This window comes from Candidatus Nitrospira neuquenensis (genome assembly GCF_979578155.1).
Genome location: NZ_CEFZDU010000005.1, coordinates 75,929 through 100,412, shown reverse-complemented (window position 1 = coordinate 100,412; position 24,484 = coordinate 75,929). Strand labels below are relative to the sequence as shown.

Here is a 24,484-nt window from a genome sequence, read left to right as displayed (position 1 = left end):
CCGGCCCGATCAGGGCGGTGTGAGCATCGGCGCCTTGACGACCTCGACGCCGGGCGGCGGCGTGAACTCGAACAGCTCGTTCTTGAGCCCCCCGTTCGGCTTGAGGCCGGAGAACTCGAAGGTCGCGACGTTCCCGCTCACCTCGTGGATGGCCAGGCTCTTGATGAAGTAGGTCTTGGGCTGCAGCTCCAGGACGATCCGCGCGACGGTCCGCACCGTGTCCGGCACGTCCGCCTTGGGCGTGAGCACCAGCAGCGGCAGGCCGCCCGCCCCCTTCGCGCCGCCCTCGGCGGGCTGGACGTCGAACTGCTCCTCCAAGCGACCCACGCCCTGCAGCAGTTGGAGCGGCGCCTGGGACGCCGCCATCTGCGTCAGCTTGCCCACGAGCACCTGCTTGTGCTCCGGCACGTACATCTGGACGTCGTTCTGCTTGACGTAGATCTCCTCGACGTTCGGCTGCAGGTAGTCCCAGCGCAGGCGGCCCGGCTTCTTGATGTAGAGCCGCCCGCTCGACTCGATCGGCGAGGCGAACCCCTCGATCCGCGTCTTCTGGACGAAGTCGGCCTTGAGGTCCTTCGTCTGCTCGTACCGGGCCTGGAGCTTCCTGACCGCATCCTTGACCTCGTCCGCCGAAGCGGACGAGGCCGACCCGACGCACGCGACCAGGGACACGAGGCCCGTGAAGAGACAGAACGAGATGACTCGCTTCCTCGTCGCTTTTCTTTGTTCGCTCGGCGTCACGCCTGATCCCCTCCCGCGGGCCCGCGCCGCACCAGCACCTCGCGACGCCCGTCCCGTCCGGCCGCGCCCACGATCCCCTCCTCCTGCATCCGCTCGACCATGCGCGCCGCCCGCGGATAGCCCACGCGCAGGCGCCGCTGGATCAGCGAGGCGGAGGCCTGCCCGGTCGAGATGACGAGGTCCTTCGCCTGCTCGTAGACCTCGTCCTTCTCCCCCTCCTCCGCCGCATCCTCCTGCTTGAGCGAGGCGCTCAGCTCCTCGCTGTAGCTGGGCGAGGCCTGCCGCTTGACGAATTCCACCACCCGGTGCACGTCCTCGTCGGCCACGAAGGAGCCGTGGACGCGCGTCAGGCGGCCCGTCCCGGAGGCCAGGTACAGCATGTCCCCTCGCCCCAGCAGGGCCTCCGCGCCGTTCGCGTCGAGGATCGTCCGCGAGTCGGTCTTGGAGGACACCTGGAAGGCGATCCGGGCGGGGAAGTTGGCCTTGATCAGCCCGGTCAGCACGTCCACCGAGGGGCGCTGCGTCGCGAGCACGAGGTGGATGCCCGAGGCCCGGGCCATCTGCGCCAGCCGCGCGATCTTCTCCTCGACCTCCTTGGGCGCGACCATCATCAGGTCGGCCAGCTCGTCGATCATCACGACGATGTAGGGGAGCGGCGCGGGCGGCGTCTCCGGCCGGTCGGCGGGGCCCGACGGCTCCGGCGCCACGCTCTCGCCCGCCGACAGCCGCTCCTCTTCGGAGAGGAACTCCATCGGCGGGTCCTCCGGCCTCGCGGTCCCGCCGGCCGGCCGGGGCTCGGCCAGGCCCTGCGCCTCGTGCACCCGGCGGTTGTAGGCGTCGATGTTGCGCACGCCCGCCTCCGCCAGGAGCTTGTAGCGCCGCTCCATCTCCTGCACGACCCAGGTCAGCCCGCGCGCCGCGGACTTGGGGTCCGTGATCACCGGACGGAGCAGGTGGGGGATGCCGTCGTAGGTCTTTAGCTCCAGCATCTTGGGGTCCACGAGCAGCAGCTTCACCTCGTCCGGCCTGGCGTTGAAGAGCAGGCTCAGGAGCATCGCGTTCAGGCAGACGCTCTTGCCCGTCCCCGTCGCCCCGGCGACGAGCAGATGCGGCATGGCCTTGAGGTCGGCGCAGAGCGGGGCGCCGAAGATGTCCTTGCCGAGCGCCAGCATCAGCTTGGACCGCGCGCGGCCGAAGGGCTCGCTCGTGATGACCTCCTTGAAGGCCACGATCTCGCGGTAGGGGTTGGGCACCTCGATGCCCACGACCGATTTCCCCGGCAGCGGCGCGACGATCCGCAGGCTGGCGGCCTTCATCGCGAGCGCGAGGTCGTCGGCCAGGTTGACGATCCGCGCCACCTTCACCCCCGGCGCGGGCTCGAACTCGAACATCGTCACGACCGGCCCGGGCCGCACCTCCGTCACCTTCCCCTCGATCCCGAAGTTCTGGAGCGCGCGGGTGAGCACCTCGGACTGGGCCTTGAGCTGCTCGTCGGTCAGGCGCTGCGACGGCTGGGCCGGGTCGTCGAGCAGCTCGCGCGGGTCCGGCAGCAGGTAGCCGGTCGAGACGGCCGGGCTCATGACGGTCGCCGGCTCGGGCTCGTCCTTCTCCTCGACGGGCGCCGGCCGCGCGGTCGCCGCCGCGATCACCGGCGGAGCGGGCGGCGGCTCTTCGACGAACGGAAGGACCTCGGCGGCTGCCTCGTCCTCGACGGACCGCGTGATCGTGACGGGCTTACCCTTGTCCTTCCGTTTCTTCTTCCCCTCGGCCTTCGCCTCCCGTTCGTCCCGCCCGGGCAGCAGGGCGGCCGCCCCCTCGCGCAGGGCGTCCCACCGCTCGCCGAGCCGGCCCATCAGGTCGAGCAGGGAGACGGGCGTGGTCACCAGCAGGGAGACGACCAGGCCCGCCAAGAGCACGATGTGGGCGCCCGTGCTCGCGAAGTAGCCCCGCAGGAGGTCCGCGAGGAACGCGCCGCCGACCCCGCCGGCCCGCCCCCGGTACACGAGCCCGCTGAACAGGGTCGGGACGGCCGTCACCTCCAGGTGCAGCAGGCCGCTCAGGAACAGCAGCGCGACGACCGCGCCGGCCACGCTCCGCGGCGTGAGCCGCAGCTCCCCCTCGAAGAAGCAGCGGGTCCCCAGGGACACGAGGAGGAAGGGCAGGAGATAGGCGCCGGCGCCGGCGAACCAGAACAGGAGAGCCGAGAGCGTGGCCCCGACCAGGCCGATCATGTTCTGGGTCCGCACCGGCCCGGTCGCGTCGGCCGGCGGCGCGCCGAACAGGGGCACGTCGGTCGGGGCGAAGGAGATCAGGCTGAGGAGAATCAACAGGCTCAGGGTGATCAGCAGGACCCCGATCACCTCGTGTTTCCGATGGGTCGTCGGGCGGGACGCGCCGCGGGCCTCGCCGCGTTTCGCCTGGGTGGAACCCCCCATGCGGCGCATGCTAGCACAAACGCCGGGACAGTGTCAGCCGACGGGCGCGCGCGGCGGCCGCGTCGCATCCCCTCCATCCACGGCCGTCTCCAGCGCGTCCGCCAGCGCCGCGAACTCTTCCAGGCCCAGGGTCTCGGCCCGCCGCGCGGCCGCGATGCCGGCCCCGGCCAGCGCCGCGGCGATCCGCTCCGAGGGGTAGCCCTCGTCGCGGAGCGAGTTGGCGAGCGTCTTGCGCCGGTGCGCGAAGGCCGCGCGGACCGTCCGGACGAACCCGGCCTCGCTCCGGACCGCCGCGCGCCGGCGCCGGATGGTCAGCGTGACCACGGCGGACTCGACCTCCGGCCGCGGCCGGAAACACCGGCGCGAGACGGTGAACGCCAGCCGGGTCGCGGCGTAGAACTGCGCGAGGACCGAGAGCACGCCGTAGTCGGGCGAGCCCGGCCCGGCCGCCAGCCGGCGCGCGACCTCCACCTGGAGCATCAGCACCAGGCGATCGAGCCGGTCCGCCGCCTCGAAGAAGCGGAACAGGAGCGGCGTCGAGACGTTGTAGGGCAGGTTGGCGACCACGACTGTCCCGGTGGGGAGGCCGCCGTAGTCGAAGACGAGGGCGTCGCCCGCCCGGAGGTCGAGGTTCCCGCAGTCGGCCAGGGACTCGGCCAGCCAGGCGGCCAGCTTCGGGTCCAGCTCGACGGCGATGACCCGCCGGGCCGCCGCGCAGAGGTCCCGCGTCAGGATGCCTCGGCCCGGCCCGACCTCCAGGACGGTGTCCTCCGGACGCAGCGCCGCCGCCGCGACGATCTTGCGGACGATGTTCCGGTCGATGAGGAAGTGCTGGCCGAGGCGTTTGAGGGGCGGCGGGAGGGGGGCGCTCATGTCGCTCAGGCCGGCGGCGGAGTCGCCCGCCGACCCAGTTCCTCGATCAGCGCCAGCAGGAAGGTCCGGCAGTCCTCCGCCTTGTCCTGCATTTCTTCCTGCAGGTCGTTGGCGAAGGCCGGCCCCGTGCCCTGCTTGGCGAAGCGCAGCGCCTCGTCCTCGCCGACCTGCGCGCGGAGCAGGGCCGCCGTCCGGGCCTTCCACTTCTCGATGTTCTCCATGCCGCGGACCGCGTTCAGGTCCTTGAGCGCCAGGGCCACGACCTGGTCCAGCTCCTTGAGCTGCCGCCGGATCGTCTCGGCCGCCGCCGTCGCGTCGGTCATGTCGTCCCCCTTCCCCGCCGGGCCGCGGCGAGCCGCGCCGCGAGGCGGGCCGCCTCGATCAGGCTCCCGCAGTCGGCCAGGCCCTTGCCCGCGATGTCGTAGGCGGTCCCGTGGTCCACGGAAGTCCGGATGATCGGGAGGCCGACCGTGAGGTTCACGCAGGTGCCGAAGGCCAGGAGCTTGAGCGGGATGAGCCCCTGGTCGTGGTACATCGCGACCACCGCGTCGAAGTCGCCCCGCGCCGCCTTGACGAACAGCGTGTCGGCCGGCAACGGGTCGCTCGCGTCGAGGCCCGCCGCGCGCGCCCGGCGCGCCGCCGGCAGGATGATCCGGCGCTCCTCCCGGCCGAAGAGCCCGCCCTCGCCCGCGTGGGGGTTCAGGGCCGCGACCCCGAGCCTCGGCCGCGCGACGCCGAACAGCTCGCGCATCGCCCGGTGGGCCAGCCGGATCGCCCGCCCCACGCAGGCCGGTGTGAGCGCCGCCGGCAGCCGCGCGAGCGCCACGTGAGTCGTGGCGAAGAGGATCTTGAGCGGGCCGCCGACGATCATCATCCCCACCTCCTTGCTGCGGGTCAGGTCGGCCAGCAGCTCGGTATGGCCCGGGTAGGCGTGGCCCGCCAGGTTCATCGCTTCCTTGTTGATCGGCGCCGTGACGATCGCGTCGAGGCAGCCGTTCTCCGCCAGCCGCACCGCCGCCTCGATGAAGGCGACCGAGGCCGCGCCCGTGGCCCTGGCCGGCGCGCCCATGCGGATGCGACCCAGCGGCCGCTTGAGCGGGTCCACCACCGGCACCTCGCCGCGCCGGCCCAGCCGGTGCTCGTGCCCGCGCACCCGCGCGACCCGCAGCGGCAGCCGCAGGGCCCGGACCGTCGCCTCCATGACGGGCAGCGAGCCGATGACGACCGGCCGGCCCAGCCGGAAGAGGTCCCGGCCGGCGAAGGCCTTGGCGACGACCTCGGGGCCGATCCCCGCCGGATCGCCCATCGTGATCCCTAGGATCGGCTTGTCGTGAAGGGGGCGTTTCATGGTCGAAGACTCATCATCCCGCGTCATCCCGGCGCAGGGCATCCCGGCGAACGCCGGGATCCAGGACAGCTCCCACGAACCCGGACGGGGCCACGGCTTCCGCCGGGGCGACGCCCGTTCTCCGGGGTAACGGCCCTCCGCCGGCCTACTCTTTCCCCTCATCCCGCCAGGTACACCGTGTAGCCCGCGTACAGCGCCGCGCCGGCGCCGAGCAACCAGGGCCGCCAGTGGCCGGCCCATAGGACCTGCCCCAGGCCGGCCAGGGCCGCGACCAGGGACAGGGCCATCGTGACCGTGGCGGAGGGCGCGAGGGTCCAGGACGTGCCGATCAGTCCCACCGATACGGGAAAGGTCCCCTGGAACACCATCGCGCCGGTGACGTTGCCCACGGCCAGCGCGTCCTTCCGCCGGTAGAGCCACAGGAAGCTGTTGGACATCTCCGGCAGCTCCGTGGCGAGCGGCGCGATCAGGAGCGCGAGCAGCAGGGGCGACACGGCCAGCTCGGCCGAGATGGACTTGACCGCCGTGACGAACAGGTGCGCGCCAGCGACCAGCGCCCCGAGGCCGACCGCCGCCTGCAGCCCGATCATCGCGTAGGCCGGGCGAGCGGCGCGCCGCGCGAACAGCAGCGGGTCGAGGCCCACCGGCGCCGCATCCGGCTCGGCCGAGAACTTCAGGTACGCGTAGCGCAGGTAGAGCAGGACCAGCGTCGCCGCGACCGCGTAGTGGACGGCCTTCACGGGCACGAACACGCAGGCGAGGGCCAGCCCGTAGGCCGTGACGAAAAACGCGAGATCCGTCCGGACCTCTTGGTAGTCCAGCGAGAACCGCGCGGCGCGCTTCCCCAGCCTGGCGTAGAGCACCAGGAGTCCCGCCAGGATCGGCAGCACCAGGGTGCTCAGCATGAAGGGCGCCCCGAGGATGGCGCCGAGGCCGACCTCCGTCCGCTCCGCACCCTCGCCGAAAAAGATCGCGATGACCGGGATGGAGGTCTCCGGCAGCGTGGTCCCGACGGCGGCGAAGATGCTCCCCACCGCGCCCTCCGGCACCTTGAGCCGCTTGCCCAGCCACTCGATCGCGTTCGTGAACAGCGCGCAGCCGGCCAGCGTCACCACGACGGAGGCCAGGAAGAGGCCCACGTAGAGCAGGACGGTCATGGAAACCCCTGAAGGAGTGGCAAGCGGCAAGCGGCAAGCGAGCAGTAAGGATTCATCGGTTCCCTGTTCCCTGTTCCCTGTTCCCTGTTCCCGCTGCCTTGCCGACTTGCTTACTTGCTGCGTGTCTTCGAAAACGCGAGCATGGCGGCTTCCATCACGTCCCGCAGCGGCCGCCCCGTCCGTTCCGCCAGCCGCCTGCAGTCCTGGTATTCCGGCGCCGCCTTGACCCGCCCGTCGCCGAGGTCGGCCACCTTGAGCCGGACTGGCCCGAGCTTCGTCCGCAGGGACACCGACCGTCGGGGCAGCACCAGCCGATCCACCTCCCGCACCCGCACACCGAGGCTGGTCGTCTCCTTGAGGATCACGTCCGCCACCGCCTCGGTCCGCGCCGGCGGGGCCAGGGCCGCGAGCACGATCCCCGGCCGCCCCTGTTTCATGATCACGGGCGTGAGCGTCACGTCCAGCGCGCCGGCCGCGAACAGCCGGTCCATGACCAGGTCGTAGGCCTGGGGGCTCAGGTCGTCCAGGTTCGTCTCGACCTCGACCACGCGATCGGACCGCCCGGCCGACGCCGCCTCGCCGATGAAGACACGGAGTACGTTGGGCCAGCCTTCCGGGTCCGCGTCGCCCGCGCCGTGGCCGACGGCCGACGGCGTCATGACGGGCAGCGGGCCGAACCCGCCGGCCAGGACGCGCAGCAGCGCGAGGCCCGTCGGCGTCGTCAGCTCGCGGCTCGGGCCTCCGCTATAGACGGGCAGCCCGCGCGCGAGCGCGGCCACGGCCGGCCCGGGGACCGGCAGCGTGCCGTGGGACGACTCCATGAGCCCGCCGCCCAGGTTCACGGCCGAGGCGGTGATCCGCCCGACTCCGAGGAGGTGGCAGCCGAGGATGCCCCCGACCACGTCCACGAGCGAATCAATGACGCCGACCTCGTGGAACCGCACGTCCTCCGCCGCCACCCGATGGGCGAGGCCCTCGGCGCGGGCCAACCGCTCGAAGGTCTCGCGGGCCCGGTCCTTCACCGGCGCGGGCAGCCGGCTGGTCCCGATGAGCCGGAGAATCCGCCGCAGGCTCAGGGGCTCGCGATAGCCGCGCGCGACGACGACGTCCACCTTGGTCGCGTGCAGGCCCGCGCGACGGACGGGGCGCGCCCGCAGCCGGTAACCGTCCGCCGGCAGGGCCTTGAGGCCGCGCGCCAGGTCCGTGAGCGGCAGCCCGGCGTCCACCAAGGCGCCGAGCACCATGTCGCCGCTGATCCCCGAGAAGCAGTCAAAGTGCAGATGGGTCATCGCCGCCGATCCGCCCCCGCCGAGGCCCCCCTACGCAAAAACCTGCGGCCATCTTACACGCATCCGGAGCGGGGCGGCAACGCGCCCCCCGCCCGCACCGAAGTTGACACGGTGGGCGCCCTGTGGTATCCACGTGGCGGCATCGGCCCCGGACCACCGACACCCCGACGTCCCACACCCCCATGTCCCGATCTAACGACCTCCGCCTCGCGCCCGCCGAGCGCGCGCCCACCCGATCCCTCGCGGCGGCGCTCTGCGCGCTCGCGCTCCTGCTGGTCGGCGCCGAGGACCAGGCCCTGGCCAAACGCAAGCGGGGTCCGGTCAAGGAGCCCGACCTCAAGATCCTCTCGGTCACGCTCTCGCCCCTCCCCTACAGCCCGAAGGACGGCAGCCTCGACCTCGCCGTCCGAGTCCAGTTGCCGCGCGATCTCGCCGGTGCGCCCGTCCTGGAGGTGTCCTCGCTGATCAGCTCGCCCTCGATGCGCTCGATGCGCTTCCTGTCCCGTCGCCAGCCCGTGGGACCGGCGGCCCCGACGGACCGGCAGGCCGCTCCCCAGTCCGCCGACCCGCGGCCCGACGGCGACGCGACCGCCGGCCTCATCGAGGTGACGTTGACCTGGGATGGGACCGACCAGACGAAGCAGGTCGTCGGACGGGGCCACTATCACTACGAGGTACGCGCCAAGCTCCTGGCCTCCGACGACAACGGCGTCCGCACGCAGATGGTCGCCTGGCCGAAGCGGGGGCTGCTCGAAGTGAAATAGTCGGGAGTGCTGAGTGTTCGGTTGAAAGCAGGCTTTCAACTCAACACTCGCCACTCAACACCGCTCCCCCTACTCCGATCCCAGCACGTTGATCTTGTGCGCCAGGCAGCCGGCGCCGAAGCCGTTGTCGATGTTCACCACGCCCACGCCGGCCGCGCAGGAGTTCAGCATCGTCAGCAGCGCGGCCAGGCCGCCGAAGCTCGCCCCGTAGCCCCGGCTCGTCGGCACGGCGATCACGGGGCGCTCCACCAGCCCGCCGACCACGCTCGGCAGCACGCCGTCCATGCCCGCGACCACGACCAGCACGCGCGCCTTCAGCAGGCGGTCGTGCCGCCCCAGGAGCCGGTGCAGGCCGGCCACCCCCACGTCGTAGAGGACCGCGACCCGGCTGCCCATCGTCTCGGCCGTCACGCGGGCCTCCTCCGCGACCGGCAGGTCGGCGGTGCCGGCCGAGACGATCAGGACATGGCCGCGCGGCCGCGGCCGGCCCGTCCGCACGACGACGGTCCTGGCCAGCTCGTGATAGACGGCCCGGCGGTCGAGCGTCGCGAGGGCGCGCGCGACCTCCGGCGTCGCCCGCGTGGCGAGGAGCGGCACGCCGGACTTCAGGAGCCCCCGCGCGATCGCCACGGTCTGCGCCGGCGTCTTGCCCTCGCAGAAGATGACCTCGGGGAAGCCCTGACGGATCGCGCGATGGTGGTCCACCGAGGCGAAGCCGAGGTCCTCGTACGGCAGCGATCGAAGGCGCTCGATCACCCCGGCGGCGTCGATCCGCCCTTGCTTGAAGTCCTTGAGGAGCCGCGTCAGTCTCGCCCGGTCCATCGCCCATCACCCTCCGCCCGACTCCGCCTTGGCGGACCGCTCCATGAGGTCGGCGGCGGCCCGCCGCGGCGCCTTCCCCTCGAACAGGAGGGCGCAGACCTCCCGCACGATGGGCATCTCCACCCCCAGGCGGGCGGCCAGCCCCAGCGCGGCGCGGGAGGTCCTCACCCCCTCGGCCACGGCCTTGCCGTCCCGGAGCACCAGCTCGAGCGGCTCGCCCCGCCCCAGCCGCAGGCCCACCGCATGGTTGCGGCTCAGGGGGCCCGTACAGGTCAGGACCAAGTCGCCCAGCCCCGAGAGGCCCTGGAAGGTCCGGGGGTCCGCCCCCATCGCCGTCCCCAGCCGGACCATCTCGGCCAGGCCGCGCGTGATCAGCGCGGCGCGGGCATTGTGGCCGAGTCCCAACCCGTCCACGACGCCGGCCGCGACCGCCATGACGTTCTTGAGCGCGCCGCCGAGCTGGACGCCGATCACATCCGCGCCCGCGTAGACCCGGAAGGCCGGGGTCATGAGTCGTCCCTGGAGCCGCCGGACCAGCGCGGCGTCCGCGCCGGCCAGGACGACCGCCGTCGGCCGTCCTTCGGCCACCTCCGCGGCGAAGCTCGGACCGGACAGCACGGTCAGCAGCCCGTGCATCGAGCCCGGCAATTCCTCGGCCATGACCTGCGTCATGAGCGCGAAGCTGCCCTCTTCGATGCCCTTGGTCGCGCTGATCAGGGGAAGGGGCCGTGCGAGCGCCGGCGCCAGGCGTCGCAGGACCGATCGGGCCGCGTGGGAGGGGACGGCAAAGACCAGCAGCTCCGCGTCGCCGGCCGCCTCGTCCAGCGAGCCGGTCGCCTCGACCGAGGAAGGGAGGGGCACGCCCGGGAGAAACAGGCTGTTCTCGCCCTTGCCCCGGATCGCTGCGACGACCTCCGGCTCGTAGGCCCAGAGCCGGACGCGGCAGCCGACGCCGGCCAGGTGCCGGCTCAGCGTGGTGCCCCAGGCCCCCGCGCCGATCACCGCGGCCCGCCGCCATCCGTCCTCGCGATTCCCGACGTCGGCCATGAACGCTCCTTCGCCGCGCGGCGCGGGGCCGGGCGGCGGGGCGGATTATACCTGCCTTCCGGGGAAATTAGCGAGGCGGGGCGGGAGCGCCGGATGACGCGCGGTCGCAGTGGGCCTGCTCGCAGACGATGGCCTCGGCCAGCGCGGCCAGCATCTCGTCCACCCCGCGGTCGAGCGCCTGCTGGACGCCGGGATCGTACCCGCCCTCGTGCGAGAGGTGCCGGCCCGCCGAGCGGACCGGCTCCGTCACCTCATGGGTCCAGAGGATGAGGCCGGTCTCGACGCCCACGACCTTGGCCAGCACGGTCACGGGCGAGAGCGAGTCGCCCGCCTCGGCGAAGAGCCGCTCCGCGAGGTCCGGGGTGACGATGCGGTAGAGCACGAGCGCGTCGGCCCCGACCAGCTTGCCCACCGACACCACGCTCTGCTCGGCCGCGGCATGGCTGTACTGCCAGGCCTGTTCCGCCTGGACGGAGGAAAGGTCGCCGCGCTCGACGACCTGGCTGCCGAGGACGGCCTGGAAGAGGGTGGCGGTTCGGGACTCCAGCTTGGCGTAGGCCCCGGCCAACATGTGGTCCGGCGGACGGGGCACCAGGATCGCCACCCGCGCGGGCTGTCCGCCGAGCGGCGCGGCCGGGACGTGGGGGAGGGCCGCCGGCCGCCGATCCCCCGCGCAGGCCCCCGGGCCCACGAGGAGGCACAGCAGGAGACCGAGGCCGAGCCGCCGTTCGATCATGCCCATCGTCTCCGTTCCCGACCCATGCTAGCCGACCCTAGGGGACCTCGCCAGTCCCCGCTTTGGGCGGGAACCGTCTCGATCGGGTCGGGCTGGATTCCCGTCGCGATTCCGGGTAGGCTTCTTCCGCCGGACAGTCCGCCCCCTGCGAGGTCACCGGATGCCGCGTTGCGCCGACTGCGACCAGGAGCTGCCGCCCGACAGTCGCTTCTGCATCGGGTGCGGCCGTCCCCTCTTCGCCTCCGCCGGCCCGTCGCCCGACGAGCGCCAGCCGGAGGAGATGAACATGACGGCGCTCTACGTCATGGTCGCCTGCTTGGGGCTGGCGGGGTTGGTCCCGCCCTGGGAGACGCCGCCCGGCGCGTCGCCGGAGTTCCTGGGCTTCCACTTTTTCCTGAGCCCGCCCGAGGTGCCGGGAGCCGGAACGGGCATCATCAGCCGCGGGCTCCTCACGATCGAGCTCATGACGATCGCGACCGCTGGCTTCTATATCTCCTGGCTGCTCCGCAGCCGTCCGAAGGCCGAGCCGCACGGCCGATCCGGGCCGCAGGACCCCGATCCCCGGCCGCCCCGTCCTGAATCATGAGGAGGGTCCCCATGCCGAGCGACACGCCCACGACCCGCCCCGGCCGCTTGCCGCGCACTCTCGCGGTGGACATCGGCGGGAGCGGCATTAAGATGATGGTGCTGGACGCGGAGGGGCGCCCCCTCACCGAGCGGGCCCGCGTCGCGACGCCGCGCCCCGCCACGCCGGCCGCGGTGCTCGCCGCCATCGTCGCCCTCGCGAAGGGGCGGGGCGAGTTCGAGCGCGTCTCGGTCGGCTTTCCGGGCGTCGTCCGGCACGGGGTGACCGAGACCGCGCCGAACCTCCACCACGCCTGGAAGGGCTATCGGCTCGCCGACAGCCTCGCCAAGCGGCTCGGCACGCCGGTCCGCGTCGCCAACGACGGCGACGTCCAGGGCTATGGCGCGATCGAGGGCCGGGACGTCGAGATGGTCATCACGCTGGGCACCGGCCTCGGCTCGGCCCTCTTCGTGGACGGGAGGCTGGTGCCGAACCTGGAGGTCGCCCACCATCCCTTCGAGAACGGCAAGACCTACGAGCAGCGGCTGGGCAACGCGGCGCTCAAGAAGGCCGGGCCGAAGAAATGGAACAAGCGCTTGCTCCGCGCCATCGCCCAGCTCGAAGGGCTCTTCAACTACGACCGCCTGTTCATCGGCGGCGGCAACGCGGAGAAGATCACGGTCACGCTCCCGGCCAACGCCAGGATCGTCTCGAACCGGGCCGGGCTGCTCGGCGGCATCGCGCTCTGGCGGGAGGCGGCAAAGACGACCGAGCCGCGCACCAAGTCGGGCTAAGTCTGTTGCGATGCTCTCCGTTCACCCTTCGACTGGCTCAGGGCGAACGGTCGGTACCCCATCCATTCACCCTTGGCCGCTCGTGCCGAGCCTGTCGAAGCACGACGCGGATTTCCAACAGCCTCACTCCAGCGCCAGAGTCAGACACTTGGCCGACCCGCCCGCCTTCATGAACTCGTCCAGCTCGACCGGCCGCGGCCGGTAGCCGCGCGCCGCCAGCCATCGCACCGTCTCGGGACAGCCGGTCGGCAACACCACGTCCCGCCCCACGCAGACCGCGTTGCAGGCGAACCGCAGCGCCTCCGCCTCCGGCACGACGAGCCGACGGTCGGCGGGCACGCGGTCGGCGATCACCGTCCGCGCATACTCGTCGAAGGCCGGGGGATAGTAGAGCAGCTCCCCGCCGCTCAGGGGGCAGAAGCAGGTGTCCAGGTGATAGAAGCGCGGGTCCACCAGCTCGACGGGGATGATCTCCCGGCCGAAGATCTCGCTCAACCGCACGTAGGACCGGATGTCCGAGCGCTGGCGGTAGCCGCCGCACCAGAGCTCGGGCAGACCCAGGAGGTCCCCCGCGCCCTCGAAGTACAGCCCCGCCTCCAAACGGTGGACCTCGTAGCCGTGGTCCCGGAACCAGGCCTCGAAGTGCCGCTCCTCGCCCTGCCGCTCCGGATGCCGGAACCGGCTCGGCACGGCCCGCCGCCCCAGGACCGATCCCGCGTTGGCCGTGAAGACCAGATCCGGCTGATCCGGCACCGGCGTCATCCGCTCGAGGGTGACGCCGACTTCCTTCTCCAGCGTCGCCATGAGGGCCTCCCACTGGCGGCGCGCGCGGGTCGGGTCCACGCGGTTGGCGCGGCGCATCCAGGGGTTGATCTCGTAGGCGATGCGGAAGTAGTCGGGCGGGCAGACGAGCAGGCGGGCCATCGGACCTCCGCGGGCGTTACCCCTTCCAGCCCAGCTCCCGGGCCACCTCCCGCAGAAAAGAGGCGGCGTCCATCACGAGCCCGACCGCCTGGAAGCTCCCGCGGTCGGCCAGCTTGGTCGGCACGGCGGGGTTCACGTCCACGCAGACGGTCGCCACCGTCGCCGGGAGGAGGTTGCCGACGGCGACGGCATGGAGGGTCGAGGCGACGAGCAGCGCGAGGCTGACCCCCGGCAGCGCCGCCCGCATGGCGGCCTGCGCCGCCATCGTGTCCGTGATGACGCCGGGGAGCGGTCCGTCGTCGCGGATGGACCCGGCCAGAACGAAGGGGACGCGGCGGCGGACGCAGGCGGCCATGATGCCGGTCGTGATCACCCCCGTCTCGACGGCCTGCGTGATGCCGCCGATCGCGCGGATACGGTTGATGGTCCGCAGGTGGTGCTCGTGCCCGTGCGGGACGACGCGGCCGGCCGAGAGCGCGTAGCCGAGCGACGTGCCGAACAGGTGCGCCTCCATGTCGTGGGCCGCGAGGGCGTTGCCGCAGAACAGGAGATGGATGAAGCCGGCCTCGATCAGCCAGGCCGCGGCCTCCCGCCCGCCCGCGTGGATGATCGCCGGCCCGCCGACCAGCAGCACGCGCCCGCCCGCGCCCTCGCCGAGCCGTTCGCGCGCCTCGCGGATCGCCCGCATGCGCTTGGCGATGTCGGCGATGATGTGGCCGTGCGGGCGTTCGGCCGACACCTGCGCCTGCATGAAGCTGAAGACGTCCCGCTCCTTCGGCCGCTCGAGCGGGAGCACGCGGATCCCCTGCCGGCCCGTCACGATGAGGTCGCCCCGCCTCACCCCGCCCATGGGCAGGGCACGCGCCGCCGTCAGTCCCGGCTCCACGCGGACCGCCAGGTCCATCTCAATGCCCTCCACCTCGACCCATCGGCCCTGGAGACAGACCTGGGTGGGGAAGTGGCTCGTCGCGTAGAACTCCTCCGGCAGGACGCCGTCCGCCGGGGCGGGCTCCAGCACGCAGTCGGCCTCCCGCTCCACCGCCGCGCCGTGCGGCTGGATCGCCCGGAGGATCTCGGCCAGCAGCTCCGCCGAGGGAGCACGGACGATGATCCTGGCGCGGGAAGGCTCCTCGCGGGTCTTGCCGATCCGCACCTCGGCGAAGTCGAAGGCGCCGCCCATCATCAGGATGGTGTCCAGCACCTTCGCGAGGATCAGCGAGTCGATGATGTGCCCGTGGAGGACGACGGTCTCTTGGAAGGCGGCCATAGGCTCCTCACGGCGACCACGCCGAAATTCTACCACGCCCGCGCACGAGTGTTGCGTCCCACGAGTTCGCAGCCGCGTCATGCCGGCGGAGGCCGGCATCCAGGATGCTCTCGGGTCGCAGGAGCCCGGATTCGCGGCTCCACGCGCCCGTCTCGCGACGCGACTCCACGGTTTCGCGACGAACCGTCATGAATCATGCGGGCTAGGGTCGCGTCCCGTCAGTTCCTTTCGTCATTGCGGACAAGGCACTGAGCGGCCGCGAGCCGGAATCCAGCGACGTGGCAAGATCCTGGATGCCGGCCCCGGATTGAACAGGTCCGGGGTAAACTTCCGCCGGCATGACGCGGCTGCGAACTCGTGGGACGCAACACTAGCCGGTTTTCATCAATTCGCGGAGGAGGCTCGTCGCGTAGGCGCCCGGCGGCAGCATGAACGACACCGTGAGAGCGGTTCCCTCCAGCGACCAGGTGAGGTCCCGGAGCGGCACGCGGAAGGGACGGCGCTCGCCGCGGAACCCGCAGGCGGTCGCCGCCTGCTTCAGCGACTCCTCCGTCGCCCCGAACTCGCGCACGACCTCCCGCTCGATCCGCCCCGGCTCGCCGGTCGCCCAGGGCGCGCGCGAGCCGAAGAGGGGGCCGGTGGGGCTGATCTCGAAGGCCGCCGCGCGGGGCTGCTCCCGCTCCGCGTCCTCGACGGGAAAGCAGGCGCCGTTCTCGTGCTTCATCGCCCAGTCGCCGGCCATCACGCGGTCGAACGAGTCGAGCCGCCGGGCGAGCACCCGGTTGAAGATCTCCGACTGGTAGGCGTTCACGTACCACATCCGTTTGGACCGCGACATCCCGGCCCGACGCCCCGCGTCGTGCAGCAACGCCTCCCCGAGACGGTAGTTCAGCCCCCCGCGGCCCTGCCGCTGCGGGCCGAAGAAGTTCGGCAGGCCCCGGCGGGCGAGGACCTCCAGAACCAGGGGCACGGAGGCCGCCGCGCGTGGGTCCACCTGCCGGACGACGAGCCGGAAGACGTTGCCCGCGTGGTGGCCGGGCCGCAGCCGGTTGCGGTGGCGGCCCAGGACCTCGACGGCCAGCACCTCGCCGTCCGGCCGGAGCCGTGCCACCGTGTCGGACGCGAGCCCGTGCACCGAGACCATCTGGGTCGTGACGGCCTGGGCGTCCTTGAGGCCGGCGACGCCGATGCCCACGGCCTTGACGCCGAAGGTCGAGGAGAGGCGCTTGACGAGTTCCGGCGTGGAGAGGCCGCGCTTGGTGATCCGCAGGTAGAGATGCTCCCCCTCCCCGCAGGGCAGGTACAGGGGCCGCTCCTCCACCCGAAAGTCCTCCGGAATCGCGCGGATGACCCCGCCGATGCCGGGAATGTCCCCCGTCAGGTAGGGCAGGGGCGCGCGGAGGTCGCCGGCCTCGGCCCTCATGGCCGCCCCGGCCCTACAGGCGGCGCCGGCGCCATGGTATACTCAGGCCGCACGCCGATATCCATCCGATCCATGCGCCAGAAGACCGCCTCAGCCATCCTGCCGTTCACCCTTGCGCTCGCCGCCTGGGCCGCCCCCCTCCCGGCCCTGCCCCTGACGGTCGGCGACGAGCCCGGCGACCTGTTCGGCGACTTCACCGCCCACATCGGCCGGCAGATCCAGGCGGACAAGCGCACCTTTCTCGACGCCCAGCTCTGCACGGAATGGTTTTACCAAAAACGCTTTCAGAAGCCGCCGCGCCCGCAGGCCCAGGGGGTGTCGGCGACGCGGCGGGCTCCCGGCGTACGAACCCTGGAGGCCCGGGAGTGCGACCAGCGCTATCCGGGCGGCCTCGAGTCCGCGCGCGACGACTTCAGCCGCCGGCAGTCCACGCTCTCCATCAGCCTGACCTTCTACGAGCTGGCGCTCGTCGGGGACCGGAACGACGACCTGGCCTACAGCGCCGGGGAGATCCGGGACCTCCTCGAATCCTTCGGCCTTCCCTACGACGCGCGGCTCGCCCCTTCGGCCCACCTCGCCGTGCTGAGCGACAAGTTCGACACGTTGCGCGGGGACGGCGACATGGAGGCGGTCATGGCGAGCCTCAGCGCCCTGTTCGATCGCGGCTACCGCTTCACGGAGCAGGACATGGCGACGCTGAACCGGGTGTCCGGATGATCCCGGCCCCGATCCCCTGGTACCGCCGGGCTTGGTTCGCGGCTTCCGAGGTGGTGGAGCGCGGCCTGCACGCGACGCTGGCCTGCCTGCCGCACTTCGAGGTGGGCCTCTTCCCCCCTCATGTGACGAAGCTCGATCCCCGCCACGGGCCCCTCGCCGGACGCCGGGCCGTGCAGGTCACCGACCTGCACGTCCACCAATACCGGCCGCGCCACGACGACACGCTGCGCGAGATCGAGCGGCTGGAGCCCGACTGGATCTTCGTCACCGGCGACCTGATCAACCGATCGGCCGGGCTGCCGCACGCCTTCCGATTCCTGGCCGGGCTGCGCCGGATCGCGCCGGTCTTCATGACGCTGGGCAACCACGACCACTTCAGCCGCGTCGGCGTGGACCGTTTCAAGGAGCTGGCGGACCGGCATAAGCTGACGCTGCTCGTCAACGAGGCGACGTTCATCCCCCTCCCCGGCGGCGAGCTGTCCATCGTCGGGCTCGACGATCCCTCGACGAACCGGGCGGACCTGCGCTGCATTCCCCCGCCCGCGCCGGACCGTTTCACGGTGCTGCTGGCCCACGCTCCGATGGTGCTGGACCTGCTGCACGACTCCCACGCCGTGGACCTCATCCTCAGCGGCCACAGCCACGGCGGCCAGTGGCGGATTCCCGGCATCCGGCCCTTCTGGACGCCCTACGGCTGCCGCGGCCGCATCGCCGGCCTGCACGAGCGCAACGGCCACCGGCTCTACGTGAACCGCGGGCTCGGCTGGTCGGGGCTCCCCATCCGGCTCAACTGCCCGCCGGAGATCCTCCTGATCGAATGGGCGGAATAGTCCTCGTTACTTGATTCGTTCTAACGCCTCTCGCGCACGGCTCCGCACCGTCTGATCCCAGTCGTCCTTCGCGACTTCCTCCAGCCGCGCCTTCGCGACCGCGGCGCGCATGCGCCCGAGCGCCAGGGCGGCGCAGCCCCGGACATAGGCGTGGTCGTCCTCCAAAGCCTTCAGCAGGAGGGGAATCACCGAGGCGTCCTGCAGCACGCCCAGGTGGCTGGCGGCCATGCCGCGCACGCGGTGCTGCTTGTCGCCGAGCGCGGTCTTGAGGGTCCGGGTGAACAGCTCCAGGAGGGCCGGCGCGACCCCCTCCAGTCCCTCGCGCCGGTAGTCGTTCAACTCGATCAGCTCGAAGGCCAGGTCCAGGCGCTTCTCGGGCGACGGCTCGCGCTGGAACCGCGCGATGAGCTGCGCCAGGCGGCGGCGCACCTGCCGGCGGCGGCGGACCTTCCGGACCACGGCCAGGACCGCCACGCCCGCCGCGAGCGTCGCCAGCGCGATCGGCACGCCGCGCTCGACGATCTCGTCCCGCAGGTCCAGGGGAAGGCGCTTCCAGACCCAGACCGCCGCGACGATCAGGCCGACCACGGCCAGGATGAGGATGAGGTTGGGCTGGCCCTGCCGCGCGTCCGTCGCCATGGCGGCCGCATCATAACGGATGGTCCGGAAATCCGCCACCTTGACTGTGCTCCTAGCTAGTCCTACCATGGACCCGCCATGGAGCAGCTCCCGGACTTTAAGGACGATCCCCACCTCAAGGTGCTGCGCCCGCTCGTCGAGGCCTACCTGGCCTTCGCGCGGCTGGACAACCGGCACATCCGCGCCATGCGCCTGACGCCCTCGCAGTTCGACGTGATCGCCACGCTGGGGGACACGGAGGGGATGACCTGCTCGGAGCTCTCCGAGGCCACGCTCGTCACCAAGGGCACGCTGACCGGCGTGCTCGACCGGCTGGAGCGCAAGGGCCTGATCCGGCGCGACACGGTCGCCGAGGACCGCCGCCGCAGCAGGATCAGCCTGACCGAGAAGGGCGAGGCCCTCTTCCGCAAGACCTTCAAGGCCCACGCCGACTTCCTGCGGCCATTTTTCCAACGTGCCCTCACGCCGCGCGAAGCCGACCAGGCACGGGCGCTGCTGGTGCGGATTCGGGATAGTTTTCAGGGGGACAGGGCGGCGAGGAACGGGCGGTAGGCTCTCATGCGCCTGACCATCCTCGGCTCCGGGACCAACGTCCATCCGACCAGGGCGGCGGCGGGCTATTTGGTCCAGACGGACCAGACGCTCCTGCTGGACCTCGGCCCGCGGACCCTGATGAACCTGATCCGGACCGGCGTGGACCGGCACCGGCTCACCCACCTCCTCTTCTCGCACTTCCACGCGGACCACTTCTCGGACTTCATCACCTTCTTCTTCGACGAGGTCTCCTACGCCCGCCACGTCGCCCCGCGGCCGGACCTGACGATCATCGGCTCGCGCGGGACCAGGCGGCTGTTCCACGCGATCCTGTCCTCCTTCCCCGGCTTCCGCCAGGCGCGGTTCCGCGTGCGCCTGCGCGAGGTCGCGGACCGCAGCTTTCAGATCGGCGAGACGCGCGTCACGCCGCGGACGGTCGTCCACAGCCCCCGGTTGCACTGCCTGGGCTACCGGATCGAGCGGGGCGGGCACAGCCTGGCCTACTCCGGCGACGCGGTGGACTGCCCGGCGCTCGTGCGCCTGTGCGCAGGCGCGGACCTAGCGGTGCTGGACTGCTCCTTCCCCGCCGGCCATCCGGGGACCGGCCACCTGCGGGCGGATGAGTGCGGGCGCGTGGCCGCCGAGGCCGGCGTCGGCCGCCTGGTGCTCTCTCATTTTTATCCGGTCGCGGAGCGGGCGGACGTGCGCCGCCAGGCGGGGCGCGCGTTCAAGGGGAAGATCGTGCTGGGGAAGGACCTGCTGTCGCTGAAGGTCTGACTACGAGTCGGACTCGCACTCGTCCTGCTTCGGCCCGTCCAGGATGGACATAAACCGCGCGAGCCGGGTCTCCTTCACGCATTCATCCAGCTTGTGGTAGATGGCGATCAGGTTCTTGAGGGTCCGGACGAGGATCGCGCGCGACGTGCTGCGCTGCAGGTACTTCTGGTCGAAGCCGTAGCCGGCCTGGATGAGGAACCGGGCGCAGTCCTTCTCGGTCAACAGCGCCCCGGCGTTGAAGCAGTCCACGAAGACCTTGTAGCGGTCGGACTCGAACTTGACGAGGAAATGGCCGGGCATGCCGATCCCGTGGACGGGCAGCCCCAGCCGCCGCGCCACGAGCAGGTAGAGGGTCGAGAGGCTGATGGGGATGCCGGTGCGGCGGTCGAGCACGCGGTTCAGGTAGCTGTTCTCCGCCTCGTAGTAGTTCTTGCTGTTCCCGCGGAAGCCCTGCTCCGTGAAGAGGTAGCGGCTCACGGTCTTGACCGCCTCCTCGCCGGACACCCGCCGGCCCAGCCGGTCGCGGATCTCGGCGGCCATGTCGTCGAGCTGACGGCGGTACCGCTCGACGTCCAGGCCGGGGTAGGCGTAGCGCGCGATGAGGAAGGCGCCGGCCTCCAGGTCGGGCTGCTCGTCGGGCGCACGCACGAGCTGGCGCAGCTCTTCCTCCAGGCGGTTGCCCCTGATCTCGTCGAGGACCTGCTCGATCCGGCAGGCCATCGCGGGCTGCTCGATCTCGGCCTCGAGCAGCAGCGGCACCGCCTCCTCGCCGGCCTCGACGAGCTTGGTCCTGATGGTCCGAAGGACGCGCTCGTTGTCGTCCGACAACAGCCGGATGAGCGCCTTGATCTGGTTGCCTCCGATGGTGGCCATGGTCACGTGCGCCGGCGAGCCCGCCCGATCACCCCAGCGCGCGCCGGAAGGCCCGCGAGCTGCCGTACAGGCACAGGGCGTCGAACACCGCCATGACGAGCACCACCATGCCCAGCTTCGGGAGCGCCTCCGCCCAGCCGGAGAGGATCAGCGGCCGGACGGCGTCGATCGCCCAGGTCATCGGGTTGAATCGGGCCAGGAACGCCATCCAGTCCGGCATGGCCGAGAGCGGCACGAGCGCGGAGCTCAAGAAGATCATCGGCAGCGAAAGGAACCCCAGGACGGAGAAGAAATCGCCGTGGCTCTTGACCGAAAAGGCCATCGCCATGGAGATGGCGGTCAGCCCCACGCCGAACAGCATGGCGATGACCAGGATCACCGCGACCCCCGCGAGGCCGGTGGCCGGCTGGACGCCGAACAGAAAGGCGACGCCCAGGATCACGAGCACCTGCAGGCAGGTAATGGTGGTGACGAACAGGAATCGGCTGAGCACGACGGACGTGCGGCGGATGGGCGTGGCCATCAACCGCTCCAGGAAGCCGTTCTCCTTGTCGAAGAGGAGGTCCACCCCGCCGGCCAGCCCGTTGTTGAGCACGGTCATGACCACGACGCCCGCCGCGAGGAAGCTGATGTAGTTCGGCGCCTGCATGACCTGCCGGTCCGCCGCCCGCTGGAACAGGTTGCCGAAGAAGATCAGCCAGAACAGCATGGGCTGGACGAGCGTGAACAGCATGCTGAACTTCTCCCGGCTCAGCCGCCGCACCCACCGCATCGTCAGGGCGCCGATCTCTTGGAGATATTCGCTCATCAATGTGCTCGATGGAGTTGATTCATCGACGCCTGGAGGCATTGATTGGTTCGGCCTCGTTGATTGCGTCATGGGGGCAATCCTTCAAGGATTCGATCCCGCGTCCTTTCAATTCGTCACGTCTTCCGGCGGAAACTCCTCCCGAATCGCGTGCCCCGTGTGCGCGACGAAGACGTCGTCGAGGCGCGGCCGGTGGTACTCGATGAACTCCAGCCGGCAGCCGAGCCGGTTGGCCGCTTCCAGGACCGGCGGCAGCGCCTTCTCCGGCGACTCGACCCGAATGTCCAGCCCGGAGGGCTTCGTGCTGACGGACTTGATGGCGGGCCCGCTCTTGACCGCGGCGGCGAGCGCCTCGACCCGGTCCAGGTCCGCCGCGGCGACGGTCAGCGACACGATGTCGCCGCCGAGCCCGGCCTTGAGCTCGGCCGGCGAGCCCAGGGCCTTGATCTTCCCCCCGTCGATGATCGCCAGGCGGTCGCAGAGCTGGTCCGCCTCGTCCAGGTAGTTGGTGGTCATCACGACCGTGATGCCGCGCTCCTTGAGCCGGCGGACATAGTCCCAGATGCGCAGGCGGCTCTGCACGTCCAGCCCGAGCGTCGGCTCGTCGAGGAAGACGATCTTGGGGTCGGGCAGCAGCCCGCAGGCGATGTCCAGCTTGCGCTTCATGCCGCCGGAATAGGTCTTGGCGGGTCGGTCGGCCTGCGCCTCGAGGTCGACGAGCTTGAGCAGCTCGGGAATCCGCCGCTGGGTCTCGTCCTTCGACAGATGGTAGAGGGCGGCGAGGAGCTCCAGGTGCTCGCGGCCGGTGAGGAAGCGGTCGATCGCGCGCTCTTGGGGGACGTAGCCGATCAGGCGGCGGACCCGGTCCGCCTCGTGGAGGACGTCGTGCCCCAGCACGGTCGCCCGCCCGGCGGTGGGCCGCAGGAGCGTGACGAGGATGCGCAGCGTCGTGCTCTTGCCGGCGCCGTTCGGGCCCAGGAGCCCGAAGACCTCGCCGGCGTCCACCCGGAAGGACAGTCCCTCGATCGCCGTGACGGCGCCATACCGCTTGCCCAGCCCGGAGGCTTCGATCGCGGCGCCCATCGGGTTCCTCAGCGCTCCCGGCCCGGGGCCGGGTGGCCTTCGCAGAGTCTGAACTGGATCAGGTCGATGGCGCGGCGGGCCCGCTGCAGGAGGCTCTCCGCCTCGAGCAGGAACTGCTTCTCCAGTGGCGTGAAGTCCAGGAAGGTCGAGATCGAGTTGACGAGCACCTCGTCGGGCGCCTCCAGCCGGCCGTGCTCCCCCCACCGCGGGTCCTGCTTGCGCGCGCGCAGGTACTCGCCGAGCAGGCCGAGCAGCTCGGCCCGCACGGCCGGGGCCAGCGGCCCCGGATCGTCGGGCAGGAGCGCGACCCTGGCCTCGCGGTAGGGCTTCTCGTGCAGCTCCTCCCGGATCTCGTAGCGAGAGAGGCCCTGCAGGATGATGTTGGAGCGGCCGTCGGACAGCGGCTCGACGGCGACCAGCCGCCCGACGCAGCCGACCGCGTGGATCGGCGGCGCGCCGTAGTAGTCCGCCTCCCAGCCCTCCTTGAGCAGGGCCATGCCGATGCACCGGCCCCCCGCCGCGGCGTCGGCCACCATCGCGCGATAGCGCGGCTCGAAGATGTGGAGCGGGAGATACGTCCGGGGAAAGAAGACGACGTTGGGCAGCGGGAACAGGGGAAGGCGCTCGGGGATGCGCCCTCCCTCCGTCACGCCCGGCCGCGGACAGTCCGACTCCCTTGGCATGCCCCACGATAGCCGATGGTCTCGAACCTTGTCAACCGGCCGCAGCCTCGTTCCACGCAGGAACGACGCGGCTGATCGCGGCCTCAGTCCTGCGGATTGGCGCGCGTCGAGGGCGCGTGCTATAACCCCCGCCGTGACGAGGAACGACGGCGAACCAGGAACCCGGCGGGACTCGACGGGGGCGAGGTCGCGGCGGCTCGCCTGCCTCCTGCTCGGCGCGCTGCTCGCCCTCGCCGCGATGCCGGCACGGCCGGACGACGAGGCCCTGCGGTTCCGGCCGGCGTCGCCCGGCTACGTCTATCAGTTCCCACGGGACCACGGCTCGCACGAGGACTTCCGGACCGAGTGGTGGTACTACACCGGCCACCTCACCGCGGCGGACGGCCGGCGGTTCGGCTACCAGCTCACCTTCTTCCGCCGCGGCGTCGCACGCCGATCGATCCGGGACAATCCCTCCCGCTGGGCCGTCCGGCACCTATACCTCGCCCACTTCGCCCTCGCCGACCTCGCGGAGGAGCGCTTCCGCTGGGCCGAGAAGATCAGCCGCGCGGGCATCGGGAAGGCCGGCGCCGAGCCCGGCCGGCTCCACGTGTGGACCGACCGCTGGCTCGCGGAGGAGACGGGCGGCCGCCACCATCTGACGGCCGCGGCCGACGGCTTCGCGATCGACCTGACCTTGACGCCGACCAAGCCCCCCGTGATCCACGGCGCGGAGGGGGTGAGCCGCAAGGGCGCCCAGCCCGGCCAAGCCTCCCACTACTATTCGCTCACGAGGCTGGAAACCGCCGGCACGGTGACGGTGGAGGGCCGGGCGCTGCCGGTCACGGGAGCGAGCTGGATGGACCACGAGTTCGGCTCGGCGGACCTGGGCGAGGAGTTGGTGGGGTGGGATTGGTACAGCGTGCAGCTCGACGACCGAACCGAGCTGATGTTCTACCGGCTGCGCCGCAAGGACGGGAGCGCCGATCCCGTGTCCAGCGGGACGATCGTCCGGCCCGACGGCCGATCGCAGCCCTTGACCGCCGGCGACATCCGGGTGGAGGTCCTCGACACCTGGACCAGCCCCAGGAGCGGCGCCCGGTATCCGAGCCGTTGGCGTCTTACCGTGCCGAGCCTCGACCTCTCGCTCGACGTGACGCCCCTGCTCGCCGACCAGGAGCTGGTGACCAGCGGGAGCACCCAGGTGACCTACTGGGAGGGAGCGGTCGGCGTCTCCGGCCGGGCCGGCGGCGGACCGGCGACGGGACAGGGCTACGTCGAGCTGACCGGCTACGCGGAGCGGTTCCGCGAGCGGCTGTGAAGCCGGCGCACGCGGCGCGCGCGTCCTTGACTCCCGGGGAGCCCTGTGGTTAGGT

The 24,484-nt window shown here is 71.5% G+C and carries 26 protein-coding genes; 8 read left to right on the top strand and 18 right to left on the bottom strand.

Translation table 11 applies throughout. The features are described from left to right. Nucleotides 1–9: 9 nt before the first annotated feature. The 7 genes from lolA to larC all read right to left on the bottom strand — a co-directional run bounded on the left by lolA (nucleotide 10) and on the right by larC (nucleotide 7,843). Nucleotides 10–741, bottom strand: coding sequence for an outer membrane lipoprotein periplasmic chaperone LolA (gene lolA / locus AC1U7O_RS03060; RefSeq protein ID WP_479893099.1), 732 nt, complete (start codon nucleotides 739–741; stop codon nucleotides 10–12). Continuing rightward, complete coding sequence (locus AC1U7O_RS03055) at nucleotides 738–3,176, bottom strand: FtsK/SpoIIIE family DNA translocase (RefSeq protein ID WP_479893098.1); 2,439 nt, start codon at nucleotides 3,174–3,176, stop codon at nucleotides 738–740. The genes lolA and AC1U7O_RS03055 overlap by 4 nt, the downstream gene beginning before the upstream one ends. A 33-nt stretch (nucleotides 3,177–3,209) precedes the next feature. After that, nucleotides 3,210–4,049 (bottom strand): 16S rRNA (adenine(1518)-N(6)/adenine(1519)-N(6))-dimethyltransferase RsmA, encoded by an 840-nt coding sequence (rsmA, locus tag AC1U7O_RS03050; protein ID WP_479893097.1) that lies wholly within the window; start codon nucleotides 4,047–4,049, stop codon nucleotides 3,210–3,212. Between the two features lie 5 nt (nucleotides 4,050–4,054). After that, nucleotides 4,055–4,372, bottom strand: a complete 318-nt coding sequence (locus AC1U7O_RS03045) for a hypothetical protein (protein WP_479893096.1) — start codon at nucleotides 4,370–4,372, stop codon at nucleotides 4,055–4,057. Continuing rightward, nucleotides 4,369–5,397 (bottom strand): 4-hydroxythreonine-4-phosphate dehydrogenase PdxA, encoded by a 1,029-nt coding sequence (gene pdxA, locus AC1U7O_RS03040; RefSeq protein ID WP_479893095.1) that lies wholly within the window; start codon nucleotides 5,395–5,397, stop codon nucleotides 4,369–4,371. Before pdxA ends, AC1U7O_RS03045 begins: the two co-directional genes overlap by 4 nt. 158 nt (nucleotides 5,398–5,555) lie before the next feature. Next, nucleotides 5,556–6,554, bottom strand: a complete 999-nt coding sequence (locus AC1U7O_RS03035; protein WP_479893094.1) for a sodium:calcium antiporter — start codon at nucleotides 6,552–6,554, stop codon at nucleotides 5,556–5,558. 110 nt (nucleotides 6,555–6,664) lie between these two features. Next, on the bottom strand, nucleotides 6,665–7,843 hold the full coding sequence (gene larC, locus AC1U7O_RS03030; protein WP_479893093.1) for a nickel pincer cofactor biosynthesis protein LarC: 1,179 nt from the start codon (nucleotides 7,841–7,843) through the stop codon (nucleotides 6,665–6,667). A gap of 182 nt (nucleotides 7,844–8,025) precedes the next feature. On the opposite strand from larC, the gene AC1U7O_RS03025 reads away from it, so the two are divergent. After that, nucleotides 8,026–8,607 carry a hypothetical protein gene (locus tag AC1U7O_RS03025; RefSeq protein ID WP_479893092.1) on the top strand — a complete coding sequence of 194 codons (582 nt, stop codon included), beginning with the start codon at nucleotides 8,026–8,028 and terminating at the stop codon, nucleotides 8,605–8,607. A gap of 69 nt (nucleotides 8,608–8,676) precedes the next feature. Here AC1U7O_RS03025 and larB read toward each other — a convergent pair whose 3' ends face one another. The 3 genes from larB to AC1U7O_RS03010 form a co-directional block, all read right to left on the bottom strand. Next, on the bottom strand, nucleotides 8,677–9,429 hold the full coding sequence (larB, locus tag AC1U7O_RS03020; RefSeq protein ID WP_479893091.1) for a nickel pincer cofactor biosynthesis protein LarB: 753 nt from the start codon (nucleotides 9,427–9,429) through the stop codon (nucleotides 8,677–8,679). 6 nt (nucleotides 9,430–9,435) lie between these two features. After that, entirely contained in the window at nucleotides 9,436–10,476 is a 1,041-nt protein-coding gene (locus AC1U7O_RS03015) for an NAD(P)H-dependent glycerol-3-phosphate dehydrogenase (protein WP_479893090.1), read from the bottom strand. A gap of 67 nt (nucleotides 10,477–10,543) precedes the next feature. Next, entirely contained in the window at nucleotides 10,544–11,212 is a 669-nt protein-coding gene (locus tag AC1U7O_RS03010) for a hypothetical protein (protein WP_479893089.1), read from the bottom strand. A 160-nt stretch (nucleotides 11,213–11,372) separates the two neighbouring features. Here AC1U7O_RS03010 and AC1U7O_RS03005 point away from each other — a divergent pair, with 160 nt between their 5' ends. Both AC1U7O_RS03005 and AC1U7O_RS03000 read left to right on the top strand, forming a co-directional pair. After that, on the top strand, nucleotides 11,373–11,798 hold the full coding sequence (locus AC1U7O_RS03005; protein WP_479893088.1) for a hypothetical protein: 426 nt from the start codon (nucleotides 11,373–11,375) through the stop codon (nucleotides 11,796–11,798). 11 nt (nucleotides 11,799–11,809) lie between these two features. Continuing rightward, nucleotides 11,810–12,571 (top strand): ROK family protein, encoded by a 762-nt coding sequence (locus AC1U7O_RS03000; RefSeq protein ID WP_479893087.1) that lies wholly within the window; start codon nucleotides 11,810–11,812, stop codon nucleotides 12,569–12,571. A 123-nt stretch (nucleotides 12,572–12,694) separates the two neighbouring features. Here the strand turns inward: AC1U7O_RS03000 and AC1U7O_RS02995 are convergent, their stop codons facing one another. The 3 genes from AC1U7O_RS02995 to truD form a co-directional block, all read right to left on the bottom strand. Then, nucleotides 12,695–13,495: a dimethylarginine dimethylaminohydrolase family protein gene (locus tag AC1U7O_RS02995; RefSeq protein WP_479893086.1), complete on the bottom strand. Its 801-nt coding sequence runs from the start codon at nucleotides 13,493–13,495 to the stop codon at nucleotides 12,695–12,697. A gap of 16 nt (nucleotides 13,496–13,511) precedes the next feature. Continuing rightward, nucleotides 13,512–14,762 carry an ornithine cyclodeaminase, nickel-pincer nucleotide-dependent gene (locus tag AC1U7O_RS02990; protein ID WP_479893085.1) on the bottom strand — a complete coding sequence of 417 codons (1,251 nt, stop codon included), beginning with the start codon at nucleotides 14,760–14,762 and terminating at the stop codon, nucleotides 13,512–13,514. 370 nt (nucleotides 14,763–15,132) lie between these two features. After that, the gene (truD, locus tag AC1U7O_RS02985) at nucleotides 15,133–16,185 is read right to left on the bottom strand and encodes a tRNA pseudouridine(13) synthase TruD (protein WP_479893084.1); all 1,053 of its coding nucleotides are present in this window, start codon (nucleotides 16,183–16,185) and stop codon (nucleotides 15,133–15,135) included. A gap of 72 nt (nucleotides 16,186–16,257) precedes the next feature. On the opposite strand from truD, the gene AC1U7O_RS02980 reads away from it, so the two are divergent. Next, on the top strand, nucleotides 16,258–16,902 hold the full coding sequence (locus AC1U7O_RS02980) for a hypothetical protein (protein ID WP_479893083.1): 645 nt from the start codon (nucleotides 16,258–16,260) through the stop codon (nucleotides 16,900–16,902). Further along, a complete protein-coding gene (locus AC1U7O_RS02975; protein WP_479893082.1) occupies nucleotides 16,899–17,732 on the top strand; it encodes a metallophosphoesterase in 834 nt (277 codons plus the stop codon). The genes AC1U7O_RS02980 and AC1U7O_RS02975 overlap by 4 nt, the downstream gene beginning before the upstream one ends. A gap of 6 nt (nucleotides 17,733–17,738) precedes the next feature. Here AC1U7O_RS02975 and AC1U7O_RS02970 read toward each other — a convergent pair whose 3' ends face one another. Further along, nucleotides 17,739–18,371, bottom strand: a complete 633-nt coding sequence (locus AC1U7O_RS02970) for a HEAT repeat domain-containing protein (RefSeq protein ID WP_479893081.1) — start codon at nucleotides 18,369–18,371, stop codon at nucleotides 17,739–17,741. A 78-nt stretch (nucleotides 18,372–18,449) separates the two neighbouring features. Between AC1U7O_RS02970 and AC1U7O_RS02965 the strand changes: the two genes are divergently transcribed. Further along, nucleotides 18,450–18,923 carry a MarR family winged helix-turn-helix transcriptional regulator gene (locus AC1U7O_RS02965; RefSeq protein WP_479893080.1) on the top strand — a complete coding sequence of 158 codons (474 nt, stop codon included), beginning with the start codon at nucleotides 18,450–18,452 and terminating at the stop codon, nucleotides 18,921–18,923. A 6-nt stretch (nucleotides 18,924–18,929) separates the two neighbouring features. Next, nucleotides 18,930–19,682 carry an MBL fold metallo-hydrolase gene (locus tag AC1U7O_RS02960; RefSeq protein WP_479893079.1) on the top strand — a complete coding sequence of 251 codons (753 nt, stop codon included), beginning with the start codon at nucleotides 18,930–18,932 and terminating at the stop codon, nucleotides 19,680–19,682. Here the strand turns inward: AC1U7O_RS02960 and AC1U7O_RS02955 are convergent, their stop codons facing one another. The 4 genes from AC1U7O_RS02955 to AC1U7O_RS02940 form a co-directional block, all read right to left on the bottom strand. Then, a complete protein-coding gene (locus tag AC1U7O_RS02955) occupies nucleotides 19,683–20,555 on the bottom strand; it encodes a SirB1 family protein (protein WP_479893078.1) in 873 nt (290 codons plus the stop codon). It abuts the gene before it with no gap. Nucleotides 20,556–20,583: 28 nt separating this feature from the next. Further along, the gene (locus tag AC1U7O_RS02950) at nucleotides 20,584–21,363 is read right to left on the bottom strand and encodes an ABC transporter permease (protein WP_479893077.1); all 780 of its coding nucleotides are present in this window, start codon (nucleotides 21,361–21,363) and stop codon (nucleotides 20,584–20,586) included. 108 nt (nucleotides 21,364–21,471) lie between these two features. Further along, on the bottom strand, nucleotides 21,472–22,446 hold the full coding sequence (locus AC1U7O_RS02945; RefSeq protein WP_479893076.1) for an ATP-binding cassette domain-containing protein: 975 nt from the start codon (nucleotides 22,444–22,446) through the stop codon (nucleotides 21,472–21,474). Nucleotides 22,447–22,454: 8 nt separating this feature from the next. Then, nucleotides 22,455–23,129, bottom strand: coding sequence for an LON peptidase substrate-binding domain-containing protein (locus AC1U7O_RS02940; RefSeq protein ID WP_479893075.1), 675 nt, complete (start codon nucleotides 23,127–23,129; stop codon nucleotides 22,455–22,457). Between the two features lie 133 nt (nucleotides 23,130–23,262). On the opposite strand from AC1U7O_RS02940, the gene AC1U7O_RS02935 reads away from it, so the two are divergent. After that, a complete protein-coding gene (locus AC1U7O_RS02935; protein ID WP_479893074.1) occupies nucleotides 23,263–24,429 on the top strand; it encodes a lipocalin-like domain-containing protein in 1,167 nt (388 codons plus the stop codon). Nucleotides 24,430–24,484 lie beyond the last annotated feature (55 nt).

Bases quoted from the DNA above. Each gene is read 5' to 3' on its own strand.
- AC1U7O_RS03010 (WP_479893089.1), bottom strand. From the start codon at position 11,212: ATGATCGAACGGCGGCTCGGCCTCGGTCTCCTGCTGTGCCTCCTCGTG.
- AC1U7O_RS03000 (WP_479893087.1), top strand. From the start codon at position 11,810: ATGCCGAGCGACACGCCCACGACCCGCCCCGGCCGCTTGCCGCGCACT.
- rsmA (WP_479893097.1), bottom strand. From the start codon at position 4,049: ATGAGCGCCCCCCTCCCGCCGCCCCTCAAACGCCTCGGCCAGCACTTC.
- AC1U7O_RS03045 (WP_479893096.1), bottom strand. From the start codon at position 4,372: ATGACCGACGCGACGGCGGCGGCCGAGACGATCCGGCGGCAGCTCAAG.
- AC1U7O_RS02990 (WP_479893085.1), bottom strand. From the start codon at position 14,762: ATGGCCGCCTTCCAAGAGACCGTCGTCCTCCACGGGCACATCATCGAC.
- AC1U7O_RS02965 (WP_479893080.1), top strand. From the start codon at position 18,450: ATGGAGCAGCTCCCGGACTTTAAGGACGATCCCCACCTCAAGGTGCTG.
- AC1U7O_RS02960 (WP_479893079.1), top strand. From the start codon at position 18,930: ATGCGCCTGACCATCCTCGGCTCCGGGACCAACGTCCATCCGACCAGG.
- AC1U7O_RS02955 (WP_479893078.1), bottom strand. From the start codon at position 20,555: ATGGCCACCATCGGAGGCAACCAGATCAAGGCGCTCATCCGGCTGTTG.
- AC1U7O_RS02975 (WP_479893082.1), top strand. From the start codon at position 16,899: ATGATCCCGGCCCCGATCCCCTGGTACCGCCGGGCTTGGTTCGCGGCT.
- AC1U7O_RS02950 (WP_479893077.1), bottom strand. From the start codon at position 21,363: ATGAGCGAATATCTCCAAGAGATCGGCGCCCTGACGATGCGGTGGGTG.
- pdxA (WP_479893095.1), bottom strand. From the start codon at position 5,397: ATGAAACGCCCCCTTCACGACAAGCCGATCCTAGGGATCACGATGGGC.
- AC1U7O_RS03035 (WP_479893094.1), bottom strand. From the start codon at position 6,554: ATGACCGTCCTGCTCTACGTGGGCCTCTTCCTGGCCTCCGTCGTGGTG.
- AC1U7O_RS02980 (WP_479893083.1), top strand. From the start codon at position 16,258: ATGCGCCAGAAGACCGCCTCAGCCATCCTGCCGTTCACCCTTGCGCTC.
- truD (WP_479893084.1), bottom strand. From the start codon at position 16,185: ATGAGGGCCGAGGCCGGCGACCTCCGCGCGCCCCTGCCCTACCTGACG.
- larB (WP_479893091.1), bottom strand. From the start codon at position 9,429: ATGGACCGGGCGAGACTGACGCGGCTCCTCAAGGACTTCAAGCAAGGG.
- AC1U7O_RS02940 (WP_479893075.1), bottom strand. From the start codon at position 23,129: ATGCCAAGGGAGTCGGACTGTCCGCGGCCGGGCGTGACGGAGGGAGGG.
- AC1U7O_RS02995 (WP_479893086.1), bottom strand. From the start codon at position 13,495: ATGGCCCGCCTGCTCGTCTGCCCGCCCGACTACTTCCGCATCGCCTAC.
- AC1U7O_RS03015 (WP_479893090.1), bottom strand. From the start codon at position 10,476: ATGGCCGACGTCGGGAATCGCGAGGACGGATGGCGGCGGGCCGCGGTG.
- AC1U7O_RS03005 (WP_479893088.1), top strand. From the start codon at position 11,373: ATGCCGCGTTGCGCCGACTGCGACCAGGAGCTGCCGCCCGACAGTCGC.
- AC1U7O_RS02945 (WP_479893076.1), bottom strand. From the start codon at position 22,446: ATGGGCGCCGCGATCGAAGCCTCCGGGCTGGGCAAGCGGTATGGCGCC.
- AC1U7O_RS03055 (WP_479893098.1), bottom strand. From the start codon at position 3,176: ATGGGGGGTTCCACCCAGGCGAAACGCGGCGAGGCCCGCGGCGCGTCC.
- larC (WP_479893093.1), bottom strand. From the start codon at position 7,843: ATGACCCATCTGCACTTTGACTGCTTCTCGGGGATCAGCGGCGACATG.
- AC1U7O_RS02970 (WP_479893081.1), bottom strand. From the start codon at position 18,371: ATGGCGACGGACGCGCGGCAGGGCCAGCCCAACCTCATCCTCATCCTG.
- AC1U7O_RS03025 (WP_479893092.1), top strand. From the start codon at position 8,026: ATGTCCCGATCTAACGACCTCCGCCTCGCGCCCGCCGAGCGCGCGCCC.